We start from the raw sequence: 24,617 nt of genomic DNA, 5'->3' as shown, positions 1-24,617 counted from the left end.
ATAAGTACAAATACAATATTAAATAATTTGGGCGTTACCCACAAGGGGTCGGGCTATCCGTTATATCTTTTTAAAAATCATTGCCAGGAGTTAGCGATGTGGCAATCTGTAAAACTCCAGTTCCAATACAAATTTATAGTTTCCCGCTTTTAAAAAGGATGCCACTACTATCCCTAACGCGGGTTAATCCGCTAAAGTCTGTTTTACAAACCAAAACTATTGCACCTCTAATGCGCGTCTATTACTATTTCAGCATCATGCACCACAAGAAAATTACAAGAATTAGCAATAAAACACAACCCATTGGCTTTTTCATGAAGCGTTTTAGCAAGCTCTTTTTTTGAGGCATCTTTTATAGTAACCACAGGGTTTAAAGTTACTTTTTTAAAGCGTCCACTACCCGACCCTTCTACCTCTAAAACAGCTTCAGCGTTATCCTCATAATTTAAAACCGCTATGTTATGTTGTGCGCAAACGTATAGATAAGACATCATGTGGCAAGACGCCAAAGCCGATAACAATAAATCTTCTGGATTATAAAGGGTCTCATCGCCTCTAAATGGTTTAGCTGCTGATACCTCTAGAGGTGTTTTTTTATTAGCAATGGTTACCACATGGTTTCTACTAAAACCTTTTGGACTTTGTGTGGTTTCATTATTACCTAATTGCCAGTTTACTTTAGCTTTAAAAATGTGATTAAATGCCATGAGTTTGTTTTATTTAAAGGTACGCAATGCGTTTAATTATTGGCATGTATTGTTTGTAAATACGTATAAGTACTTATTGACTTTTTAGTAAGAAATTTCTAACTTCGCTTATCGAACGATATAGTTCATTAAAACGAAACCATATCTAAACGTTGTGTTTAATACAAACAAAAGCAAATGAAAGAAAAGTTTTTTGGATTTTATCCTCCGAACGAAGACGAAATTAAAGATATATGGGAAAATGGACTCATTGCTTTTGATGCGAACACTTTGTTGAATTTATATAGGTATAGTAAAGAAACAAGAAAAGACTTTATAGATACCATAACTGAATATAAAGATAGGATTTGGCTTCCTTTTCAAGCTGGTTATGAATTTCATAGTAATCGGATTTCTGTAATTAAATCTCAAGAAGAAGCTTATTCCGAAATAGGGAAAAAACTTGATGAACACTTTAGTAAAATTGAAAAAGAACTAAAACAATATAGAAGACATCCATTAATCTCAATCGAAAAAATAAATAAAGAGATATCAACTAAATTCAATAAAATAAAAAGTGATTTAGTTAAACAATCTGAAAAACATCCAGAATATTTAAAGAACGATGCAATCCTTCCAGAAATAACAAAATTATTTAAAGATAAAGTAGGCGATAATTATTCTGAATCTGAATTAAACGAAATATATGATGAAGGAGAAATTCGTTATGACAAAAAAATACCACCTGGTTTTTCTGATATAGCTGAAAAAAAGAATAAAGGAAAAAGAAAGCTATATGGAGACTTAATAGTTTGGAAACAATTAATAAGAAAATCCAAATCTTCAAAAGAACACCATAATCTTTGTTACTGACGACAGAAAAGATGATTGGTGGTTGAAATTTAAAGGTCAAACAATACGACCACGAGAAGAACTAATTAAGGAATTTTACGACGAAACTGGTTTTAGAATTTTAATCTATCAAGCTGACTTTTTCTTAAAATTTGCAAAGGAAAAATTAAATTCGAGTGTAAAAGAAGACTCTATTAATGAAATCAAGGAAGTTAGACTCGAAGATGAACGAGAATATCAAAAAACTAAAAATAAGGCGGTTCAAAGAGTAATTGATAGATGGACGAGAACAAATGAATCCAAAAATTATGATTATTTGTCCGAATACTTAAACGAAATTAAAAAACCTAAAGAAGTGCCAAATTCAGTCCTTGAGTTTTTTAACAACTACCAAACTGAATCTAAAGAACCCTCAACTATTGATATTTTTAACAATATATACTATAAAAACCCAAATTCTGACCTAACAAAAGACAAGGAAAAAGATGGAGATGGAACTAATAAAGACAATTAAAAGTACTAAACACAACAATGGCTATAAGTAATTGCTTGTTCTCGCCTACTTCTGAAAATCCTAGCGGATTTTCAGCTTGGTGTGTACTCGCAAAGTTAAGTGCTAACCCACGCAACTACTCATAGCCGAGACCGATAAGCGGAATATTAAAATCAATTTACTAATCTTTTAAAATTCAAAGTTATGTTAACACCAATAGCCATGGGCAAAATTGCCGCAGATGGTAGCATCTTGAAAGCTACTCCAGGAATAACTATAACCACAAGCATAGTACCAGGTTCTATTAGTGGATCCGATATTGGGTATAAAGTAATTTTACCTGAAAGACTTGTTAATGACTCAAATTATATTGTACAATTAACAGCCGAAAACTATTTTGAAAGGATGGATTCTGAATATACTATGATAACATTAAGATACCAACAAAATACTGGGTTTGAGGTTTTAATTTGGGCAAATCAATCGAAACCGTCTACGGATCCCGGTTTCAAGATAGATACAATAAGAGTGCCTTGGCATTTTGTAATATACGACATATAGTGCAACCTTTAAATTACCAACAACACGATTAAATTTTATATCGAATAACGTTTTATAATAGAAATGTGCTACTTCATATACTTACCCTTCTTACTCCCTTCGTACATCACGTACTTTACTAAACGTGATTCTAATTTAGCGTTATAGAGTTGTATTTTTCTTGAAGGGCGCAAGCCTACATGTTTTAAAGCATCTAAATTTGAAGTAATAAACCAAGCATCTGTTCCTGGGTAGTTTTGTTTTAAAGTATCGCCAATGTTGGCGTAAAATTCTTCCATATCGATATTTAAACGCTCGCCGTATGGTGGATTAAATACCATGTGGAGTTTTTCATCGCCGCCTTTTTGGGTTTTGAAAAAATCTTCGTGCTTAACCTCAATAAAATCATCTAATTGAGCGTTTTTTACGTTATCTCTGGCTTTAGCAACGGCACTTGGGGCTTTATCGTAACCTATAATTTTATGATGAAAGTCGCGAGTTTTTCCCAGTAGCGATTCTTCTATTTTTTCAAATAAATCGACATCCCAATCCTGCCATCGCTCGAATGCGAATTCTTTTCGCATTAGGTTTGGTGGTATGTTACAGGCTATCATTGCTGCTTCGATAAGCATGGTACCAGAACCACACATAGGATCCATAAAATTAGACTGCCCATCCCAACCAGAGAGCATAATGAGTCCTGCTGCCAATACTTCGTTTATGGGTGCAATATTAGTAGCGGTTTTATAGCCGCGTTTATGCAGAGAATCTCCTGATGAATCCAAAGATATGGTACATTTACGCCTATCAATATGTACGTTTATTTTAAGGTCTGGAAACTTTAAATCTACGTTTGGCCGTTGGCCATCAGTATCTCTAAATTTATCGACTATAGCGTCTTTGGTTTTTTGGGCAATGTAAAGGGAATGTGAAAACAAATCAGAATGGATGGTTGCATCTATAGCCAAAGATCCTGTTGGTTTTAAATATGCACTCCAATCCATAGCATAGATTTTTTTGTATAAATCTTGCTCACTATTAACGTTAAATGTGTGAATAGGTTTCAATATTTTAATGGCTGTACGCAAACCCAAATTGGCTTTGTACATAAACCCTTTATCACCTGAAAAAGACACATTACGAATGCCTTTTTTTACATGTTGTGCACCGAGTTGGGTGAGTTCTTTCTCTAAGAGTTCTTCAAAGCCAAACAACGTTTTGGCTACCATATTGAAATTTTCTTCCATTTTTTTCGTCTGATAGGTTGCAAAAATAATGTAATTTTGCGCCAAATAAAGATTTTTAGAAACCATCTGCGATCAATAATCAAGAATAAAGGTGTTTTTTTGATTTCATTTTTGATTTTTTGAGTCGGAAACAAAAATCGTTATTTTAGATTCTCGCTTTCGCGAGAATGACATTTTTAAAGGAAAACTTGAGGCAAAAAGCCCCAAGCAATATTTTTGAATAACTAGCATTAGCGGATAATGGGTTAAGGATTGCAGTGGAAAGCCCACAGCGAGGTACGAGCGAGGACTTGTAACGGAAAGCCTGACCACGCTTTTGGGCGTGGTAACCCCCTAAAAAATATATGACGAACGATACTTCTAAATGGTTTACTTCTTGGTTTGACACACCATTTTACCACATTTTATATAAGGATAGAGATGATACAGAGGCGCATGCTTTTATGGACACGCTTACAGCCTATTTAAATATCCCAGAGCATGGGACGATTTTAGATTTGGCCTGCGGAAAAGGCAGACATGCACGCTATTTGAATAAAATTGGTTACGATGTTACTGGGGTAGATTTAAGTGAAAATAGTATTGACTTTGCAAAACAGTTTGAGAATCACCGTTTGAAATTTGATGTACACAACATGTGCAAGCCTTACCACACAAAGTTTGATGCGGTTTTTAATTTGTTTACTAGTTTTGGGTATTTTGATAAAAATGAAGATAACTTAAACACGATAAAAGCTATTAAATCTAATTTAAATGAATTTGGTTTTGGGGTTATTGATTTTATGAATAGTGAGTTTGTTATTGATAATTTAGTGCCTGAAGAAGTAAAAACGGTTGATAATATTGAATTCCATTTAAAACGTTATGTGGATGCTGGTTATATTATAAAAGATATTACTTTTACGGCAGACGAAACATTATACAATTTTCAGGAGCGAGTGCGTGGATTTACTCTAGCTGATTTTGAGGTGCTTTTTGAGGAGGCTGGTGTGCATTTATTTGATGTTTTTGGCGATTATAAATTAGGTAAGTTTAATCCGAAAGCATCAGAACGTTTAGTGATGATATTTAAATAAGGAATGCTATTCCCGCTTTTTATAACCTAACTCTCATGAATATTTATAATCGTTATTTAATAATTGAATCGTTTTTATTTTTAAATGAATAAATTTATTTTACCCTTTCTTGCTGTTGCCTTTGGGTTTGCTTTAACTTTTTTTACAAAAAAGCAAAAGTCTTGGAATACTAAGCTTCTACTCTCTTTTAGTGGTGCTTTTTTATTGGCGCTCACGCTTTTTGAGTTGCTTCCTGAAGTTTATAATCATTTAGAGACTAAAAAAACAGGGTTGTTTATTATGTGCGGTATTATGCTGCAAATTGTTTTGGAATTGTTCTCTAAAGGTGCTGAACATGGGCATGTGCATATACATAAAGACGAAACAGATTTCCCTTGGTTACTTTTTATTAGTTTATGTATTCATAGCTTTTTAGAAGGGTTTTCTATTCATGACCATAATGATATGGTTTATGGAGTTTTGATTCATAAAATCCCCATTGCTACATTGATTACTATGTTTTTATTACAATCTAACTACTCCAAACTTCAAATCGCAAGCTTTTTAATTGTATTTGCTTTAATGACGCCTTTGGGAACTTGGATTTCGCATACCTCTAGCATGATTGCAGATTATGCCCACGCTATTAATGCAGTGGTTATTGGTGTGTTTTTCCATATTTCGACTACCATTTTATTTGAAAGTGGTGAGGGACACAAGTTTAACATGTCTAAATTTGTAGCTATTATTTTAGGAGTTGGTATTGCTTATTTGATTTAGGTTGTCATTCCTGCGAAAGCAGGAATCTCATCAATTGAAACTAAAATATATTAAAATGGATTCCTGCCTTCGCAGGAATGACAAAATTGAAGATTTTAAATGTTCAGTAAAGAAGAATCTAGACGCTTAAGACAAGAGTTTTGGACAAGCTTTGGAAAATCCTTTCCAAGAAAGTGGATTTTGTATGATACCAAATTGAAAGGTTTAAGTTTTAAATTTTATTTTGATAATAAAAAGGCTCTAGTGGCTTTAGACCTTGAAGATGATTTAGAATACCGTATAAAATACTGGGAAAAGCTCCTTGCTTTAAAATCGATTCTGTTAGATGAATACTTACCTGATGCAATTTATGATGAGGAATATATTCTAGAGAACCACAAAGAGATTTCTAGAATTTACTTGCCTTTAGAGCAAAAAGTATCTATACATAATAAGAATTCGTGGCGCGATGTTATGGAATTCTTTAATGAAAACATGCTGCGTTTTGAGGCTTTTTTTGAGGAATATAAAGATGTTATAGAGGGATGATTTAGTGAATATGATTATTACACTTTTAACTTTTTACTAATTTTACCATCTCATAATCATCCATTATAAATCCATTTCCAATATCTGTTACTAAAGGCCCCACATTTTTAAAACCTAATTTCTCGTAGGCTTTAATAGAGTTTGTATTGTTTATATTTACTGTTAACCGGATATTTTTTAGTTGGTACCCTTTAGCTTTGGCTTCTATAAATTGCATTGCAGATTTACCTATTTTCTTTCCCCTGTGGTTACTTAAAACATATATTTTACTCAAAAACAACGCATTAATTTCTGGCTTAATTGAAATGTAACCCACTGGTTTGCCATCAAAATAAATTAGGTAATATTCAAAACCTACTTCTATTTGTTCTTTAATAGCTTCAGCAGACTGAAACTTTTTAAGCATATAGTCTATTTGCGGTTTACCAACAATTGGAATGTAATGTTCTCGCCAAATAATGTCTGCCAATTTCTCAATTTCAATAAAATTTTGAATTGAATTTGCTTCTTCAATTTTTAACATATATACTTTTATAATGTTCAAATTAAACAATAAAACTCTATTTATGATGTTAATATAAAGTGAATTTACCATTCATCGAAAAAATAAGTTAGTTGACTGGTTTTTAACTATATTTGAATCGTTATCTGTTTAAAAAACCTACAATTTAATAGTTAACAATAAAAAAAAATGCATGAAACACCACCTACTCTACCTGTTTTTATGTTTACCGATTTGTTTCTTTTCGCAACAATACAGTGACTATTTAGGTGCTGGCCATAGTAATGGTATAACAGTGACTTCCAGCAGTCAAGAAGATCGTATAGGATGGAATGAAATAGCTAGTGATAACAACACAATAAACGGCACAGGGCTAGATGGACGTTTACTTGAAACCTCTCGATTTTTAGCGCAAGCCACTTTTGGTACTGATTTAGATTATATTAAAACAGTAGCTGAAGGCACATATGAAGATTGGATTGACCAGCAGTTCGATTTGAATTCGCAATCTATGGGTACTTTAACTCAAACTGTTTATGATAAAGCTTTAAATAGATTTGTTGCTAATGGCGGTAGTGAGGATGACTATTTTGGACCTTTTTGGGTTCATTTTCAATATGCATGGTGGGAAAGCAACATTGGAAATGAAGATTTACTCAGACAACGAATTGCTCTGGCGTTAAGTGAAATTTTAGTTATCTCTAGAGAGTCTAACCTTGGTGATTATGGTATTGGCTTAGGTGATTATTATGATGTATTAAAAGACAATGCTTTTGGGAATTTCAAGAATTTGCTGCGAGAGGTAACACTTCATCCCATGATGGGGATTTATCTAAGTCATTATAATAACCCCAGAAGTAATCCAGAAGAAAACATTCATCCTGATGAAAACTTTGCTAGAGAAATCATGCAACTTTTTACTATAGGTCTTTATGAAATGAACCAAGATGGTAGTTATGTTTTAGATGGTAACGGCGACCGGGTTCCTACTTATAACAACAATGATATAAAAGAGTTCGCAAAAATATTCACAGGACTTGGTCCTGCTGATGTTATGGAAAATCCTTGGGGCGTAACACCTCGCTTTGGTGTAAATCACTATCTAGCCATAAAAGATATACCTATGGCCATGTATGATGAGTTTCATGAACCTGGTGAAAAACGCTTACTAAACGGTCAAGTGGTTCCTAGTGGGCAATCTGGAATGCAAGATATTGATGCTGCTATAGATAATCTATTCAACCATCAAAATGTGGGGCCATTTATTGCTATACGCTTAATCCAACAACTTGTAAAATCCAATCCATCACCAGCTTATATCTCTAGAGTAAGTGCTGCTTTTAATAATACTAAAGGTGTTAGAGGTGATATGAAAGCGGTAATTAAAGCTATTTTATTAGATGAAGAAGCTAGAAGTTGTAGTTGGATTGACGATCCTAAAAACGGAAAATTAGTAGAACCTATGATTCGCTATTTCAATGTGGCAAGACAACTTGACCTAGATAATGAAACTAGTGAAAACTGGAATGTTGCCTATAACTTTTATCAAGCTACAGGGCAATCTCCACTTGCTGCACCACATGTATTTAACTTTTATTTACCTGCCTATGTACCGAATTCAGAATTTGATAGTGCAAAACTGGTAGGTCCAGAGTTTGAAATTCATAATTCTGCAACGAGTATTGATTTTATAAATGAGGTAGACTTGTGGACCTTTCCACAATACTACTCCATCTTACGAACTTGGGATATAGATATGGAAGAGCGCTCTTTAGACTTTGAAGCCTTAAAATACTATGCTAGAGACAGCGAAGTCTTAGTTAATCAATTAGACAAACTGTTTACTCATGGCCAATTATCAAGAGAAACCAAAAACCTTATTAAAGATGCTATTGACCCCATTGTAAACGATTGGAACGACGATTTTCAATATACAGACTTACGTGTAAAAATGGCACTTTATCTTTTACTTATCAGCCCCGACTATGCCATTCTTAAATAGCCTTAAAAAATGACAAAACACAAACACATATCAAGAAGAAAGTTTATTGGAGATTCCTGTGCTGCTTTAGGCTACACTACTCTATTTTCTTCTTTAATCAACCTTAAGGCTATGGCAGCTTCAGCGATGGATAATTCATCACTAATTACACTTGGTGGTGATTACAAAGCACTTGTCTGTGTATTGCTAGGTGGCGGTAACGATTCATTTAACATGCTTATACCTAAAGGTGATAATGAATACAACGAATACGCAACGACGCGATCTAACCTAGCTATTCCCCAGAATGATATTTTACAAATAAACCCTAATACTTCAGACGGACGTGTTTTTGGTTTGCATCCCACAATGCCAGATATGCAACAACTCTTTGAAAGTGGTAATTTAGCCTTTCTTTCTAACGTTGGAACACTTGTAGAGCCTTCTAGTAAAACTGATATTTTAAACGGTATTGTTAAAACACCTTTAGGCCTATTTTCGCATGCAGATCAGCAACAACAGTGGCAAACAGGACGCCCACATGAAAGAACTAATACGGGTTGGGGAGGACGAATTGCAGACTTAGTTCAATCCATGAACTCCAATCAAAACATCTCGATGAATATCTCTTTACGAGGGAGTAACATCTTCCAACGTGGCGATCAAATTATTCCTTATGCTATTAGTAACGACGGTAGTATTGGTATAAATGGTTATGGTGGATCTGGTCAGTTTAATCAATTAAAAACAGCTGCTTTAAATACCATGCTGGAAAGAGATTATCAAGATATTTTTAAAAACGCCTATAAAAACACCATAAAAACTTCAAATGATGCCAATTTAGAGTTTCAAACAGCTGTTGATGGGATTTCAGATTTTAGCACACTATTACCAGAATACAATGACCTTGCAGCGCAATTAAACATGGTTGCTAAAACCATAGCATCCCGAGATACTCTAGGCTTTTCAAGACAGATATTTTTTGTTCAAATTGGTGGTTGGGATCACCATGATGAACTTTTAGTAAACCACAGCAATAAATTAACTGAAGTAAACGACGCCTTAAAATATTTTAACGATGTAATGACCGAACTTAATGTGAATGATTGTGTGACTACATTTAGTGTCTCAGACTTTGCAAGAACTCTTACTTCTAATGGCAATGGAACAGACCATGCTTGGGGCGGAAATGCCTTTATGATGGGTGGCGCTGTAAATGGGAAAGACATTTATGGAGACTATCCAACTTTAGCCTTAAATAGCGATTTAAATATAAATGATAGTGTTATTATACCAACAACGGCAGCTGATAGCTATATGGCAGAATTAGCCTTATGGTTTGGTGTTCCAGCATCAGAGTTGCCCACTATTTTTCCTAATATTTCAAATTTTTACGATACTGCTTCTGGTACACACCCCATAGGTTTTATGAATATGCAATAATGAAAATAAAGAGTTTATACATAACGTTAATCGCCATATTAAGTTTTCAACTTACAAAAGCACAATGTTATCCTGATAGGCATAGCACAACTTGGTACGATGGTTGGATATCTTGTAATCCTTCGCCAAATCCAATTGCTTCTTATGGCGAAACCCATTGGATTATGTATGATTTAGGTTATGACTATGTTTTAAATGAAACTAAATTTTGGAATGCTAACGAACCTAAACATTTGGATTACGGCATCAATGAATTCAATATAGATTACTCGCTAGATGGTGTTACATGGACCCATTTAGGAGCATTTAATATGGAACAAGCCTCGGGTTTATCTACATATGAAGGTGATGAAGGTCCAGATTTCAATTCAATTCAAGCGAGATATGTTTTAATTACACCCAACTCCAATTATGGTGGCAATTGCTATGGCTTTAGTGAATTGAAAATTTCTATTACCGATCCGTTTTTGGTTATCGAAGAAGAAGATGGGTTTAATGCTTCTGTATTTCCAAATCCATTTGTTGACAATGTATCGTTAAGAATCGTTTCTTTAGATGAAAATGCACCTATTGAGTATAGGTTATATGATATTTTAGGACGCTCTGTTATAGAAAATAGCCTATCAATGACAGAAAGTAACGATACATATTCATTGCCTCTAAATGGAAACACATTATCCTTTGGTGTTTATATTCTAAAAATTAAACAAGGTGATAAAGAGCGTACTTTTAAGTTGATTAAAAGAGAGTAACACTTTTTAAATCACATACAGGTAAATCATAAAAAAGTGAAAGATAGCTCCAGCTAATACAAACAGATGCCAAATTACATGATTATATGGGATTTTTTGGATGGCATAAAATACAATACCAACGGTATAGGCTAAACCACCTGAGAATAAAAACAGAACACCATGATCTGTAATAGCATCTGATAAGTTTGAAAAATCAAACACAATGAGCCAACCCATAACTAAATAGAGCAAGGTTGAAAACAGCTCAAATTTACCAGTAAAAAACAGTTTTAAAATCACGCCAAAAGCAGCAATTCCCCAAACGGAATAAAAAAGCGTCCAGCCTAAACTTTGTTCTAAAACTATTAAGCAAACAGGAGTGTATGTTCCTGCAATTAAAAAGTAAATACTAATATGATCCAGAATCCTGAAGTAATGCTTACGTTTCTCCCCTTTTACAGCATGATAACATGTTGATGCTGTGAATAAAACAATGATTGAAATTCCATAAATAATAGCACTAAAAAGGCTCCAATCTGTCTTGTTCGTATTTTTTACAATTAGTAAAATTAGTGCAACAACACCAAACAAAGCACCAATACCATGAGATATCGCATTCCATTTTTCTTCAAAAGGTGTTTGAATACGCATTTATTCTGTGGACTTATTATAAATCCACTTGTTGGTTAAATCGTAGAAATCAAAATCTAAAGCTGATTTTTGACGTTCCAAACGTCCGCTTTGGAAGTTGCGTTGCAACACATCTTCAATTAGATAATCTTCTTTTTCGTTTAAAGGGTTGTACTCTCGCTTTAAGGAAATATCAAACATACTCGCTGTGGTGTTGTACCAAAACGCGCGCCAACCACTACGCAATTCTTTAATGAGATTAAAAGCTGTTTTTCCAGTTTGCCTGTGTATTAATTTCACCAAAATTTGCCCCTCGGTACGGGTTAGTTTTTTTAACTCCTCTGAAAACTCGCCTTCAATATATTTTTGCACGCGTTTGGTGTAACGCTTTTTCTCTCTGGTTTTAGTTAAGGTTGCCATACGTGCATTCATAGAATCTAAACGTTCTGCAGCCATTTTTGCATACGGGTATACTTTTATAGTTTTTCTTCTGAGAATTAAATAACGTATACGGTCTTTCCTGCTATCAAATTTCAATTTATGAAGGAGCATCACTTCATCTAAATCGATAGATACTCTTGGAACTGAATCGCCTTCAATAATAATATACTCTGTGGGTATGGTATCCTGCTTAATCTCATTTACCTGAGCAAACAGTAGTAGAGGAAAAATTACAAGTATGTATTTTAAGTAGTTCATTGTAATAAAAAGGGGCATTTATTATGCCAAAAATACTGAATTTCTAATAATCTGATGAAGTGATTTTTGATTTTTATAACACTTGACTTAGTCAGAAAAAAAGTATAATTTCGTTTAACGTCGGATATAAGTCACCTGTGCTGAACTTGTTTCAGTATTAAACGACGGATATCCGTAAAAACATTGGCAATAATTAAAAAAACAAAATCCATGAAATTTATTTACTTATCAATATTAGTTTTTATTTTTAGCGCTTGTTCTAGCGAAAACAATAACGATAGCGTTGATAATGAACAAATCGATACCGTTACAATTATTTTTTCTGATATAGAATTATCTATAAATGAAAATCCTGTAGAAAATCTTATACTTCATACACTAAATGCAACAGTTGAAAATTCAAATCAAACTCCCAATTATACAATTACAAGTCAATCAATTACTGGAGCGATTGTTTTAGATGGTAATGATATTATTGTTTCAAACCCTAAAGATTTTGATTTTGAAACCAACATGGAAATTACTGGACAAATTATTGCCACGATTGATGATATTTCTGAAACTGCTGATTTTAGAATTACAATCACTGATGTTGAAGAATTTGAGACTGATGAATCAAAATTTATAACAACATGGAAAACTACAACAGAGAATGAAGATATTACTATCTATATAAACCCTTTTATTACTTCTAATTACAATTATACCGTTGAATGGGGAGATGGAACTATTTCTTCATCAGTTACAAATGATATAACACATAATTATTCGGATACTGGAATTCATACCGTAAAAATTAGTGGAGATTTCCCTGCAATATTTAACAGAACAGGAAGTAACGCTGTTAAAATTGAAACTATAGAAAACTGGGGAAACATATCTTGGAGAAGTATGTCTGAAGCCTTTAGCTGGTGTACAAATTTAAAATTAAACGCAACAGATATTCCTGATTTAAGCCAAGTAACAAGTATGGGTGAAATGTTCAGGAACGCTACATCTTTTAATGGTGATTTAAACTCATGGGATGTTAGTAATATTGATTACATGTGGGCTACTTTCGAAGGGGCTACTTCTTTTAATCAAGATTTAAATAACTGGAACGTAAGTAAAGTAATCAATATGAAAGATATGTTTCTCGGAGCTAGTTCCTTCAATGGAAATATAAGTAATTGGGACGTAAGTAGTCTTTTAGCAACGGACAACATGTTTAATAAAGCTAGCTCTTTTAATCAAGATTTAAGTAACTGGGATGTAAGTAATGTAATAAGTATGACTAATATGTTTGCAAGTGCAAGTTCTTTTAACTCAGACATAAGCAAATGGAATGTAACTAAAGTAACAAATATGGAAGGTATGTTCTATGAAGCTAAATCTTTTAATCAAGATTTGAACAATTGGAATTTAGGCAATGTAAAAAATACAATTTTCATGTTTCGTGGAGCTACGTCATTTAATGGCAATTTAAGTGATTGGAATGTTAGTAACGTAACCAACATGCATTCAATGTTTCGTGATGCAATATCATTTAATAGTAATATAAGTAATTGGAATGTTAGCAATGTAACACATATGCATTTAATGTTTAATGGCTCAGTTATTTTTAATCAAAATTTAAGTAATTGGAATACTAACAAGGTTATTGGATGTACGGACTTTAGTTTAAACTCAAATTTATCAGATGAAAACAAACCAATATTAGGAGGATGTGATTTTTAATAAAATGAAAATAACTATTGCCAACACCGTGTATAATTAATGGCTAGTCCTCGCCTACTTACGAAAATCCGCGAGGATTTTCTATTCGGTTTTTATTTACTAATAATCATACACAATCACTTTATGTGCAAAATTGAACAACTTATGAAAATAAACCTTCTAATATTAATTCTTACACTAAATTCTTGTTTTGCTTTCAGTCAGATTAGCACTGATGAGGAACAGAAAATACGAATGAATAATAAAATAAGTGAAAGACTTGAATATGAGTTTGATTTAAATAGTAATGATAGTATTTTAAAAGAAATTGACATTTATGACAAACAAGGAAAGCATATCAAAGACAATAGATATAATGAAAATGGGGAAATACACTATCAATATATAATCGAATATAACTCTGATGGATTAATGAATAAACAAACTGGTCATAAATCAGGTGAAATATCCACTATTCTAACTTATAATTATGACAAAAACGGAAATAGAACAGAGAATTTTCAACATAGTCCAGATGGTAAATTATTAATACATCAAAAGAGAATTTATGAGAATAACTTAAATACTGAACTGTATAATAAAAATGTGAAATTTGACAACTTCTGGTTGAGTTATAAATATTACTATGATAATGAAGGATTGTTAAAGAAAACCGAAAGGTTTAAGGCAAACGGAAAAAAAGCTTCAACTTCTATTTACATTCATAACAAGAAAGAGAATACGCTCTTTATTTATGAGAACAAAAAGAGAAAAGGTAATTTATATTTAATAAAAAAGTACAACGAAATTGGACAACTCATTAAAATGACATATTCTCAAGTCAAGAAAAGAATTGAATACAAATATGACTCTGAAAATAATTTGGTTGAAGAAGTGGTTATTGTAAATGACCAAATTGATTCGAAAACAAAATATTATTATAAAAAATTCAGCACATAACAATGGCTATAAGTAATTGCTTGTTCTCCCCTACTTTGGAAATTCCTGCGGAATTTCCAACTTAGTGTGTACTTGCAAAGTTAAGTGCAAAACCACGCCACTAATCATACACAATCACGTTAAACGAACCCTCCAAGAAAACTAAGCGTTTCGTCTTAAATTACCCCAAGCAAACACACCCGCGTTAGGGATTGCAGTGGCATCCTTTTTAAAACTTAATGAACTATAAGATTGATTTGTGCTTAGATTTGAAAGATTGCTACGTCGCTCACTCCTCGCAATGACGTTTTAAAAAGATATAACGTAAAGCCCGACCCTTGTGGTAACGCTCTAAACATTTTAAAATATAAGAGGGTTTTCAATTGATTTTTTACATTTTATATTATTATTTTAGTGCAAAACTTTTATAAATGGCAAAGAAGAGCATACTTAACAAGAAGTCGATGGACTTTTTAGAAAAATATTTAAATAATGCGGCTCCTACAGGTTATGAGTGGGACGGACAAAAAATCTGGATGGATTATTTAAAACCTTATGTGGATGAGTTTATTACGGATACCTACGGTACTGCTGTTGGAGTTATAAACCCAAAAGCTAAATACAAGGTGGTTATTGAGGGGCATGCGGATGAGATTTCGTGGTACGTGAATTATATCTCTGATAATGGCCTAATTTACGTGATTAGAAATGGTGGTAGTGATCATCAGATAGCACCTAGTAAGGTGGTAAACATACATACTAAAAAAGGTATTGTTAAGGGTGTTTTTGGTTGGCCAGCCATACATACCAGAAACCGCGCTAAGGAAGAGCCTCCTAAACCTGATAATATTTTTATTGATTGTGGGTGTGCTACTAAAGATGAGGTTGAAAAATTAGGCGTGCATGTAGGATGCGTAATTACATATCCGGATGAATTCCATATTTTAAATGGCGATAAGTTTGTGTGTAGAGCCATTGATAACCGCATGGGTGGTTTTATGATTGCTGAAGTGGCGCGATTGCTAAAAGAAAACAAAAAAACATTACCTTTTGGACTTTACGTTACTAACGCTGTGCAGGAAGAAATTGGACTACGTGGTGCGGAAATGATTACCCAAACTATTAAACCAAACGTGGCGATTGTTACTGATGTAACGCATGACACCACTACCCCAATGATTGAAAAGAAAAAGGCAGGACATTTAGAAATTGGCAAAGGCCCTGTAGTGGCTTATGCGCCTGCAGTTCAACAGAAACTTCGTGATTTAATTACAGATACGGCTGAGGCTAAAAAGATTCCGTTTCAGCGTTCTGCACTATCAAGAGCAACAGGAACAGATACAGATGCTTTTGCTTACAGTAATGGCGGTGTTGCTTCTGCTTTAATTTCGTTACCGCTACGTTATATGCACACAACTGTAGAAATGGTGCATAAAGAAGATGTTGAAAATGTTATTAAATTGATTTACGAATCGTTATTAAACATTAAAGACGGCGAAACATTCAGTTATTTTAAGTAAATTACTGTTGTTTTAATACCATAGAATTAAGCCGGTATTTTATAATCATCGGCTTAATTTTTTTAAATAATTGCTACCTCTTTTGGGTAAATATATTTTACATACAAATACATTCCCATTAACCAAACAGACTTTATTTTTTCTATTTATTGCCTTGTTTGGTTGTTCTCCTTACGCTTTTGCCCAAATACAACAAGAATTTTTACCCAGATTTAACGAGATGGTTCGTGGTGATTTTACTATAATAGCCAACACTATTTTATCTAGAACAGCTACCGATGCTTATAACGGAGAGGGCGATAACCATGATTTTATTGATAATGTTTATGTAGATATTGATAATGATGCTAGTACCTTTAACTCTAGCAACGCCAATTTTACGAATCCAGAACCCCAATTGGCATGTATAAGCATAAAAAAAGCTTATTTATATTGGGCTGCTGCTGATAAAGAAAATGATGATGGTTCAGACAACCAACCCGATTGGAGTTTTAACGATGTGAAACTTATGCTTCCCGGAAAAACCAATTATAATACATTAACTGCTGATGAAGTTTTGTACAGAGGGCGAGATACACACTTTAGTAACGACCCCTATGTTTGTTTTAAAGATATTACTGATTTAGTTTTAGATTTAGATAGCCCCTATGGTACTTATCAATTAGCAAATATTGAAGCTCAAACTGGGTTTTTATTTCAGCATACTGGAGGCAATACGGGTACTTCTGGAGGTTGGCAAGTTGTTTTTATTTATGAAAGTCCAAAACTTGTTTCTAAAAACATCAGCATATTTGATGGTTATGCACATATTACCAAAGATTTTAATAATTATGATGTGGGGTTTTCTGGTTTTAGAACCATCCCAAACGGGCCTGTAAATGTAAACACCTTAATTGGTGCTTTGGAAGGCGACAGAAGCTTAATTGGTGATCGGTTTCAAATACAAAATACTTTGGGTAATTATGTTGATATTTCTGCACCTTTAAGGGATTCTGGAAATTTTTTTAATAGCAGAATTACCATAAACGACACAGATTTTACGGATAGAAATCCTGCAAGTTTAAATACGTTAGGCTTTGATGCTGCTGTTTTTCAGTTAGATAATACGAATAATGGTATTATTGGCAACAACCAATCGTCTGCCTCTATTCGGCTAGCTTCAAATCAAGAAACCTATGGCTTGTTTTTAATAGGATTATCTGTTGAAGTTTGGGTGCCTGATTTGTACCCAATACTTGTGAGTTCGTCTGTTGTTGATAATACAACCAATGCCGCAGATACGGTAACCTATAGTTTTAATGTACTTAATACAGGAAATGATAATGCTTTGAATGTGTTGTTTTCTGAAACGCTTCCTGAAAATATTGAATTTGTTTCTGCTAATAATTTACCCATTGGTGTTGCTTTTAATTATGATGTGGACACCAGAATTTTAGAGTTTTTTGTTGAAGATGGCTTAGTAAATGTTGGTGATGCACCAATAAATATTACGTTTGATGTTATGGTAAAAGACGCTTGTTATTTTTTGGAAGACCAATGTGATTTGGATTTTGATATGCAATTTGAAGCCAGTTATAGCGGAGAACAAAACCCGAACAATTTTACTACATCTAGTTCTAGCGTTTTGGATGATTGTGAACTAGGAAACCCCTTGACTATAGAAATAAATCAACCAATTCCGCAATGGGAAACACCCGTTGGTAGTTTGGATAGAACACTAGCTATGGGTAATACAAATGCTTTATTGGAGGCGCAAACGCTTTTTCCTATTACTAATATTTGTAATTTTAATATCATTAAAACTTCTGGAGAGTTTATTCAAAATAGCGATTGTGATTACAATGGTACTTATACCAATACTTGGAATTTTACCGATGCTTGTGGTAGAACTATTGAAGACTTTGTACAAGTAATATCTGTGAGTTCTAATAGACTTTTTAATGGTGAGGACATCACCATATCCAAAGTAGTAACGCCCAATCAAGACCCTTGGAACGAGTACTTTACTATTAATCAAATAAATGGTTGTGGATTTACTGTAGATTTAAAAATTTTTAACCGCTGGGGTGCTATTATTTATCAATCTGAGGATTACCAAAACAACTGGAACGGAACCGCATCTAGAAGTGCTATTGGAGCTGCAAATCAAGTGCCATCGGGCACCTATTTTTATGTTATTAATATGAGAGATAGCGGATTAGCTCCTATTGCAGGAACCCTTTATCTAGGTACAAAATAAGACAAAATTAAAATGGAATATATAGACATTGTAACTAAAGAAGGTAAACCAACTGGAAAAACTGAACTCAAATCAGTTATACACCAAAAAGGGTATTATCATCATACGGCACACCTATGGTTATATACTGATAAAGGTGATATTTTATTATCACAGCGTTCTGCAAAAAAAACAATTTGTCCGTTGATGTGGGACGTCTCAGTTGCGGGTCATATTGATGCTGGCGAAACGCCTGTACAAGGCATTATAAGAGAAACTCAAGAGGAAATTGGTCTAACTATATCTGAAACCGAATTAAATAAAATAGGTGTTTTTGAGTGTTTTCAATCTTATGAAAATGGTATTATTGACAATGAATTTCATAACACATTTATTGCAAAACTAAATGTACCACGATCACAATTAATACCACAAAAATCTGAAGTTGAAGCTTTAAAACTCGTTACTCTTGAAGAATTTGAATCTTTAATAAATACGATTGAAAATAATGGTAACCACTTCGTGCCTTCTAATAAATCATACTACTTATTCATTTTAAATGAAGTAAAATCAGTGCTTTAAAATTCTTATATTTACTACAGTTAATTTTTCTTATTATGAATACGTATTTTAAAGCTAAAGTCAATGACAATATTGATTTTGATATTTCTGAAGCCGATGTTTTAGAACTTGATGCGTTTCAAGTTTCTAAAGGAAAGTATCATGTTTTAAATAACAATAGTTCTTTCAAAGCTGAAATCGTTGAAGCTAATTTCAATCAAAAACAATATACAGTAAAAATTAACAACAACACATACACTGTTTCTATTTCCAACCCCTTAGATTTACTTATTAAAGATATGGGACTCTCCGTAGGAACTAGCAAACAAATCAATGCTATTCAAGCTCCAATGCCTGGGTTAATTTTAGAAATTAATGCTAGGGTTGGTCAAGAAGTCCATGAAAATGACAACCTTTTGATTTTAGAAGCTATGAAAATGGAAAATATGATTACGTCTCCAAGAGATGGTATTATAAAATCTATTTCTGTAAAAAAGGGAAGTGCTGTCGAGAAAAATCAACTTTTAATTGAATTTGAATAATATGCAAAAAATACTTGTTGCTAATCGAGGGGAAATAGCTATTAGAGTGATGAAAACGGCTCAAAAAATGGGTATAAAAACTGTTGCTGTTTTTTCATCTGTAGACCGAAATGCACCCCATGTTAAATTTGCCGATGAAGCCGTTTGTATTGGAGGGGCTCCTTCAAGCGAATCTTATTTACGAGGAGACAAAATTATTAAAGTTGCAAAAGATTTGAATGTTGATGCTATTCATCCTGGTTATGGCTTCTTAAGTGAAAATGCTACGTTTGCAGAACTGTGCGAAAAAAATAATATCATATTTATAGGGCCTCGTTCAAAAGCCATAAAAATCATGGGAAGTAAGCTTGCTGCTAAAGAGGCTGTTAAAGCTTACAACATCCCTATGGTCCCTGGTATTGATGAAGCCATTACCGACGTAAAAAAAGCAAAAGCTATTGCTAATGATATTGGATACCCTATACTTATTAAAGCCTCAGCAGGCGGTGGCGGTAAAGGCATGCGTGTGGTTAATAAAGAAACGGATTTAGAATCTCAAATGCATCGTGCTATCAGTGAAGCGACTTCTGCTTTTGGTGATGGTTCTGTGTTTATTGAAAAATACGTAACCTCTCCAAGACATATTGAAATCCAAGTGATGGCCGATAGTCATGGTAATATTTTACATTTTTTTGAACGTGAATGTAGTATTCAACGTCGGCATCAAAAAGTAGTTGAAGAAGCACCATCATCGCTTCTTACTCCTGAATTAAGAGAAAAAATGGGAGATGCTGCTATAAAAGTGGCGCGCTCGTGTGATTATCTTGGAGCAGGCACCGTAGAATTTTTATTGGATGCAGACCACAATTTTTATTTCCTTGAAATGAACACAAGGCTTCAAGTTGAACACCCTGTAACAGAATTAATTTCTGGCGTAGATTTAGTAGAACTTCAAATTAAAGTAGCTCGTGGTGAAGCACTTCAAATAGAACAAGACGATTTAAAAATTAATGGACACGCATTAGAATTACGTGTTTATGCTGAAGATCCTCTAAATGATTTTTTGCCAAGTGTGGGAAACTTAGAAACCTATCAGCTACCTAAAGGAAAGGGTATTCGTGTTGATAATGGTTTTGAGGAAGGTATGGATATACCAATATATTACGACCCAATGCTCTCTAAACTGATCACCTATGGCAAAACACGAGAAGAAGCCATACAACTTATGATACAGGCTATAGATGATTACATTGTTAAAGGTGTTGAAACCACATTAGCATTCGGAAAGTTTGTATGTGAACACCACACTTTCCGTTCTGGAAATTTTGACACGCATTTTGTGAAAAACTATTATTCGCCTGAACATTTAAAAGAAAAAACAGAAAATGAAGCTAAAATTGCCACTTTAATTGCTCTTAGACAATACATAGAAGACCAAAAATTATTACGTTTACCTAACAACTAAATATGGATTCCAAACAAGAAAAAATCAATACGCTGAATGAAGCTTTAAAGCTTTCTAAACTTGGAGGTGGACAAAAACGTATAGATAAACAACATGCTAATAAAAAACTTACTGCCAGAGAACGTATAGAATATTTGTTTGATGAAGGTACTTTTGAAGAGATTGGTGCTTTAGTAACCCATAGAACAACCGATTTTGGGATGGAAAACCAAGTCTTTTATGGCGATGGTGTTATTACAGGATATGGTACTATAGACAACCGACTGGTTTATGCCTACGCTCAAGACTTTACAGTTTTTGGAGGTTCTTTATCCGAAACACACGCTGAAAAAATCTGTAAAATTATGGACATGGCTGTTAAAGTAGGTTGCCCATTAATTGGCCTTAATGATTCTGGTGGTGCTAGAATACAAGAAGGCGTAAGATCTTTAGGTGGTTATGCCGATATCTTTTACAGAAATGTGCAAGCCTCTGGGGTTATTCCTCAAATCTCAGCGATTATGGGTCCATGTGCAGGTGGTGCTGTATATTCACCAGCGATGACAGATTTTACCATTATGGTAGAGAACACAAGCTATATGTTTGTTACTGGCCCCAATGTAGTCAAAACAGTAACTAATGAGGAAGTAACCAGCGAGGAACTAGGAGGTGCACAAACCCATGCTTCAAAATCTGGTGTAGCCCACAAAACTTCAGAGAACGATATTGCATGTCTTGAGGATGTAAAAAAACTATTAAGCTATTTACCTCAAAATAATACGGAAAAACCAAAAAAAATAGATATTAAGATTGAAAGTGAGGTTCGCGATGTTTTATCAGATATTGTTCCAGACAATCCAAATAAACCATATAACATGCACGATGTTATTTCAGGTATTATAGATGATGACTCATTTTATGACATCCATAAAGATTATGCAGAAAGTATTATTGTAGGGTTTGCAAGGTTAGGTGGTAGAAGTATAGGAATTATAGCAAATCAGCCTTTGGCATTTGCAGGTGTATTAGGAGTTAATAGCTCAAGAAAAGCTGCTCGATTTACAAGGTTTTGTGACTGTTTTAATATTCCTTTACTGGTTTTAGTTGATGTTCCAGGGTTTTTACCGGGAACCGATCAAGAATGGAATGGTATTATTGTACATGGTGCAAAATTACTGTATGCATTGAGTGAAGCAACTGTACCAAGGGTAACTGTAATTACGAGAAAAGCATATGGAGGTGCTTATGATGTTATGAACTCCAAACATATTGGTGCTGATTTTAACTATGCGTGGCCAGGAGCTGAAATTGCTGTAATGGGAGCTAAAGGCGCTAGTGAGATTATTTTTAGAAAAGAAATAGCTGATGCGGATAACCCAGAAGAAAAATTGGCCGAAAAAGAAGCTGAATATGCTGAAAAATTCGCAAATCCATACAGAGCTGCAAAACGTGGTTTTATAGATGAGGTTATTTTACCAAAAAATACTAGGAGAAAACTTTTAAAGGCATTTACAATACTTGAAAATAAAAAAGTTGATAGTCCAAAACGAAAGCATGGAAACATCCCTTTATAAAAAAAGGAGTCTATCTCTAGACTCCTAATTTTACTTCAATTTACAGAATCCAAAAAGGACTCTCAATTAATCACAAATTTTACTTGTTTTGATAATTTAAACTAATTTGAAATACAACCAACCTAGTATATCAAAATAGAACTAAATCAAACCTTAAAAAAGAACAAATAATTAAACTTGATGAATTAATTTATTGATAATAGCAATATTCAAATATCAAAAAAACTTACAAATTCTCACAATAATTGACTACGCATTCAATACGCATCACTTATAAAGCAATAAAACTAATGGTTTAAGCCATTTTTCAAGGTATAAGAAAAAGTGTTTTCTATATACTCAAGAAGTGTGGTATCTGTTTTTACAAGATGTATCTTTTTTGAAATTCTATAACGTCTACTCTCAACAGATCTGATTGTGGTATTTAAAAAAACGGCTATTTCTTTATTTGTAAAGCCCATAAACAAATAATAACAGATTATGATTTCAGACTTGTTTAATTCAGGGTGAACTTCTTCAATTTTCTTAAAAAACTCAACATTTAACTCATTCATTATATCCAAATGACTCTCACTTTTATCTAACAAGGTTGAAGAATTGATATGCAAGTTTTTATATAAGTCTTTAATCTGTTCTTTCTGGTGATTTATACATTCAGTTCTGGAAATCTGTTTTACTTCTTTTTTAAGATTCTTTATATACGCTTCTAATCCATGAACTTTTAAAGCCAGCTGTTCATTATTAGTCTTTAAATAGGATAAGCTCGTATTGGTTTCCTGATTATAATTAACTAATTTATTTTTTTGCCTCTTAAAATGAATATATAGTAATAAAGAAAGTAATACTAGAAAAACAACTATGGTTACTGCTAAAAACCTATTAAAAGCCTTCTTTCTATTTTGAGAAATTAATTCTGATTCGGCTTTATCTAAAGAATCATTTACATCAAAACTAGCCTCAATTGTCTTGCTATGTATTTTATTATTTAAAAAAACCATAGAATCAATATAAATTTTTGAATTTTCTATGTTTCCTAAGTATTTGTTAAGATCTGCATGTAGTCCATAATAATCCTCTAATGCATCTTCCGACATGTATTTTGTTAACTTTGAAGATGATTCTAAATAAAAACTTGTTGAGTCAATATCCTTGTCTTTTAAATAAATATCAGCAAAACAAGTTTGTATTGCACCTTCAAAAGAGAAGTAATTATATTTCGTTATGGTAGTATCGTTCTTTAAAGATTTAAATTCATGATAATACTTATGAGCTTTTTTTAAATCGTCTAAATAAATATAGTTAGAAGAGAGCATATACAAGGCGAACATGTAATAGTACGCATCATCTTTTATGTTCTTATAATTTTTTAATTCTTTAAGTAAAAATGTGTTGCAACCTATGTAATCCCCATCAAGAAATTTTGCATAGGCTTCTGCTTGTAGCACTTCAACGTCACCATATTTATAGTCGCATTTTTCATAATAGTCTCTGGCTTTTTTTAAGTATTTATAGGCATCATTAATATTTCCTATAAAATATAGATTTGAAAAAAGTCCAACACTAGCCTCCCCTGCAATGCAAAATGTATTTTCCTTTTCCGCATATTTAATAGCTAAAATACAGCATTGGTGATATTTGGTATACTCATCAAAATCGTCATGAACTAGAGCTTTAAGAGAATAATATTCTGCAACTCTTCCTGGAATAAATTCTTCAAGTGGTTTTGGAATAGCTTCGAGAAAGGAAAGCGTTTTTTCCGAATCCGTATCAATATGGATATCTGCAGAGTCAATAAGCCTGAAATAATCATTATTTATCTGACCATAACCCAATAAACCGATAAACCAAAAATACAAGCACAAGCTTATAATCCTTAGAGAGAAATTAATTTTAAGCATGATTTTTAACTCTTACTATTTGTCAATAACGCAGTAAAAATATACAAATAAAAATAAAAGGCGTAAAGGATTACAAA

23 protein-coding genes are annotated in these 24,617 nt (G+C 33.2%); 17 read left to right on the top strand and 6 right to left on the bottom strand.

The features are described 5' to 3' along the window. Nucleotides 1-227: 227 nt before the first annotated feature. Nucleotides 228-707 carry an OsmC family protein gene (locus Q0772_RS10565; protein WP_298344114.1) on the bottom strand — a complete coding sequence of 160 codons (480 nt, stop codon included), beginning with the start codon at nt 705-707 and terminating at the stop codon, nt 228-230. Between the two features lie 177 nt (nt 708-884). Here Q0772_RS10565 and Q0772_RS10560 point away from each other — a divergent pair, with 177 nt between their 5' ends. From Q0772_RS10560 to Q0772_RS10550, 3 genes are all read left to right on the top strand, one after another. Beyond that, a complete protein-coding gene (locus Q0772_RS10560; protein WP_298344111.1) occupies nt 885-1,559 on the top strand; it encodes a PIN-like domain-containing protein in 675 nt (224 codons plus the stop codon). Further along, a complete protein-coding gene (locus Q0772_RS10555) occupies nt 1,543-2,052 on the top strand; it encodes a PIN-like domain-containing protein (RefSeq protein WP_366105632.1) in 510 nt (169 codons plus the stop codon). The genes Q0772_RS10560 and Q0772_RS10555 overlap by 17 nt, the downstream gene beginning before the upstream one ends. A gap of 183 nt (nt 2,053-2,235) precedes the next feature. Beyond that, nucleotides 2,236-2,592 carry a hypothetical protein gene (locus Q0772_RS10550; protein ID WP_298344105.1) on the top strand — a complete coding sequence of 119 codons (357 nt, stop codon included), beginning with the start codon at nt 2,236-2,238 and terminating at the stop codon, nt 2,590-2,592. Nucleotides 2,593-2,660: 68 nt separating this feature from the next. Here Q0772_RS10550 and Q0772_RS10545 read toward each other — a convergent pair whose 3' ends face one another. Further along, entirely contained in the window at nt 2,661-3,818 is a 1,158-nt protein-coding gene (locus tag Q0772_RS10545) for a THUMP domain-containing protein (RefSeq protein ID WP_298344102.1), read from the bottom strand. A 344-nt stretch (nt 3,819-4,162) separates the two neighbouring features. On the opposite strand from Q0772_RS10545, the gene Q0772_RS10540 reads away from it, so the two are divergent. From Q0772_RS10540 to Q0772_RS10530, 3 genes are all read left to right on the top strand, one after another. Then, entirely contained in the window at nt 4,163-4,894 is a 732-nt protein-coding gene (locus Q0772_RS10540; RefSeq protein ID WP_298344099.1) for a class I SAM-dependent methyltransferase, read from the top strand. Nucleotides 4,895-4,978: 84 nt separating this feature from the next. Beyond that, complete coding sequence (locus Q0772_RS10535) at nt 4,979-5,653, top strand: ZIP family metal transporter (protein WP_298344096.1); 675 nt, start codon at nt 4,979-4,981, stop codon at nt 5,651-5,653. Between the two features lie 99 nt (nt 5,654-5,752). Further along, a complete protein-coding gene (locus Q0772_RS10530) occupies nt 5,753-6,181 on the top strand; it encodes a DUF4268 domain-containing protein (RefSeq protein ID WP_298344093.1) in 429 nt (142 codons plus the stop codon). A gap of 25 nt (nt 6,182-6,206) precedes the next feature. Here Q0772_RS10530 and Q0772_RS10525 read toward each other — a convergent pair whose 3' ends face one another. Then, a complete protein-coding gene (locus tag Q0772_RS10525; RefSeq protein WP_298344090.1) occupies nt 6,207-6,704 on the bottom strand; it encodes a GNAT family N-acetyltransferase in 498 nt (165 codons plus the stop codon). A gap of 172 nt (nt 6,705-6,876) precedes the next feature. On the opposite strand from Q0772_RS10525, the gene Q0772_RS10520 reads away from it, so the two are divergent. Genes Q0772_RS10520 through Q0772_RS10510 form a run of 3 tightly spaced genes read left to right on the top strand, consistent with a single transcriptional unit; the run spans nt 6,877 to nt 10,859 of the window. Then, on the top strand, nt 6,877-8,685 hold the full coding sequence (locus tag Q0772_RS10520) for a DUF1800 family protein (RefSeq protein WP_298344087.1): 1,809 nt from the start codon (nt 6,877-6,879) through the stop codon (nt 8,683-8,685). A 9-nt stretch (nt 8,686-8,694) separates the two neighbouring features. Then, nucleotides 8,695-10,107: a DUF1501 domain-containing protein gene (locus tag Q0772_RS10515; RefSeq protein WP_298344084.1), complete on the top strand. Its 1,413-nt coding sequence runs from the start codon at nt 8,695-8,697 to the stop codon at nt 10,105-10,107. After that, the gene (locus tag Q0772_RS10510) at nt 10,107-10,859 is read left to right on the top strand and encodes a T9SS type A sorting domain-containing protein (protein WP_298344081.1); all 753 of its coding nucleotides are present in this window, start codon (nt 10,107-10,109) and stop codon (nt 10,857-10,859) included. Before Q0772_RS10515 ends, Q0772_RS10510 begins: the two co-directional genes overlap by 1 nt. A gap of 6 nt (nt 10,860-10,865) precedes the next feature. Here Q0772_RS10510 and Q0772_RS10505 read toward each other — a convergent pair whose 3' ends face one another. Further along, on the bottom strand, nt 10,866-11,492 hold the full coding sequence (locus Q0772_RS10505; RefSeq protein WP_298344078.1) for a hemolysin III family protein: 627 nt from the start codon (nt 11,490-11,492) through the stop codon (nt 10,866-10,868). Then, nucleotides 11,493-12,170 carry a DUF4294 domain-containing protein gene (locus tag Q0772_RS10500; RefSeq protein WP_298344076.1) on the bottom strand — a complete coding sequence of 226 codons (678 nt, stop codon included), beginning with the start codon at nt 12,168-12,170 and terminating at the stop codon, nt 11,493-11,495. A 210-nt stretch (nt 12,171-12,380) separates the two neighbouring features. On the opposite strand from Q0772_RS10500, the gene Q0772_RS10495 reads away from it, so the two are divergent. The 8 genes from Q0772_RS10495 (at nt 12,381) to Q0772_RS10460 (ending at nt 22,642) form a co-directional block, all read left to right on the top strand. Then, on the top strand, nt 12,381-13,886 hold the full coding sequence (locus Q0772_RS10495) for a BspA family leucine-rich repeat surface protein (protein WP_298344073.1): 1,506 nt from the start codon (nt 12,381-12,383) through the stop codon (nt 13,884-13,886). Between the two features lie 144 nt (nt 13,887-14,030). Then, nucleotides 14,031-14,825, top strand: a complete 795-nt coding sequence (locus tag Q0772_RS10490; protein ID WP_298344069.1) for a hypothetical protein — start codon at nt 14,031-14,033, stop codon at nt 14,823-14,825. A 410-nt stretch (nt 14,826-15,235) separates the two neighbouring features. After that, complete coding sequence (locus Q0772_RS10485; protein ID WP_298344066.1) at nt 15,236-16,324, top strand: M42 family metallopeptidase; 1,089 nt, start codon at nt 15,236-15,238, stop codon at nt 16,322-16,324. 82 nt (nt 16,325-16,406) lie between these two features. Then, on the top strand, nt 16,407-18,563 hold the full coding sequence (locus Q0772_RS10480; RefSeq protein WP_298344064.1) for a gliding motility-associated C-terminal domain-containing protein: 2,157 nt from the start codon (nt 16,407-16,409) through the stop codon (nt 18,561-18,563). A 12-nt stretch (nt 18,564-18,575) separates the two neighbouring features. Further along, on the top strand, nt 18,576-19,124 hold the full coding sequence (locus Q0772_RS10475) for an NUDIX domain-containing protein (protein WP_298344062.1): 549 nt from the start codon (nt 18,576-18,578) through the stop codon (nt 19,122-19,124). Nucleotides 19,125-19,159: 35 nt separating this feature from the next. Continuing rightward, nucleotides 19,160-19,645: an acetyl-CoA carboxylase biotin carboxyl carrier protein subunit gene (locus Q0772_RS10470; RefSeq protein ID WP_298344059.1), complete on the top strand. Its 486-nt coding sequence runs from the start codon at nt 19,160-19,162 to the stop codon at nt 19,643-19,645. A gap of 1 nt (nt 19,646) precedes the next feature. Next, entirely contained in the window at nt 19,647-21,089 is a 1,443-nt protein-coding gene (accC, locus tag Q0772_RS10465; protein ID WP_298344057.1) for an acetyl-CoA carboxylase biotin carboxylase subunit, read from the top strand. Nucleotides 21,090-21,091: 2 nt separating this feature from the next. Then, entirely contained in the window at nt 21,092-22,642 is a 1,551-nt protein-coding gene (locus tag Q0772_RS10460) for an acyl-CoA carboxylase subunit beta (protein ID WP_298344054.1), read from the top strand. A 287-nt stretch (nt 22,643-22,929) separates the two neighbouring features. Here Q0772_RS10460 and Q0772_RS10455 read toward each other — a convergent pair whose 3' ends face one another. Beyond that, on the bottom strand, nt 22,930-24,540 hold the full coding sequence (locus Q0772_RS10455; protein WP_298344051.1) for a hypothetical protein: 1,611 nt from the start codon (nt 24,538-24,540) through the stop codon (nt 22,930-22,932). Between the last annotated feature and the right edge of the window lie 77 nt (nt 24,541-24,617).

Origin of the sequence: uncultured Algibacter sp. (assembly GCF_947490405.1) — a bacterium.
Taxonomy (GTDB): domain Bacteria; phylum Bacteroidota; class Bacteroidia; order Flavobacteriales; family Flavobacteriaceae; genus Algibacter_B.
The sequence above is the reverse complement of the archived record's forward strand: the minus strand, read 5'-3'. Positions and strand labels throughout refer to the sequence as shown.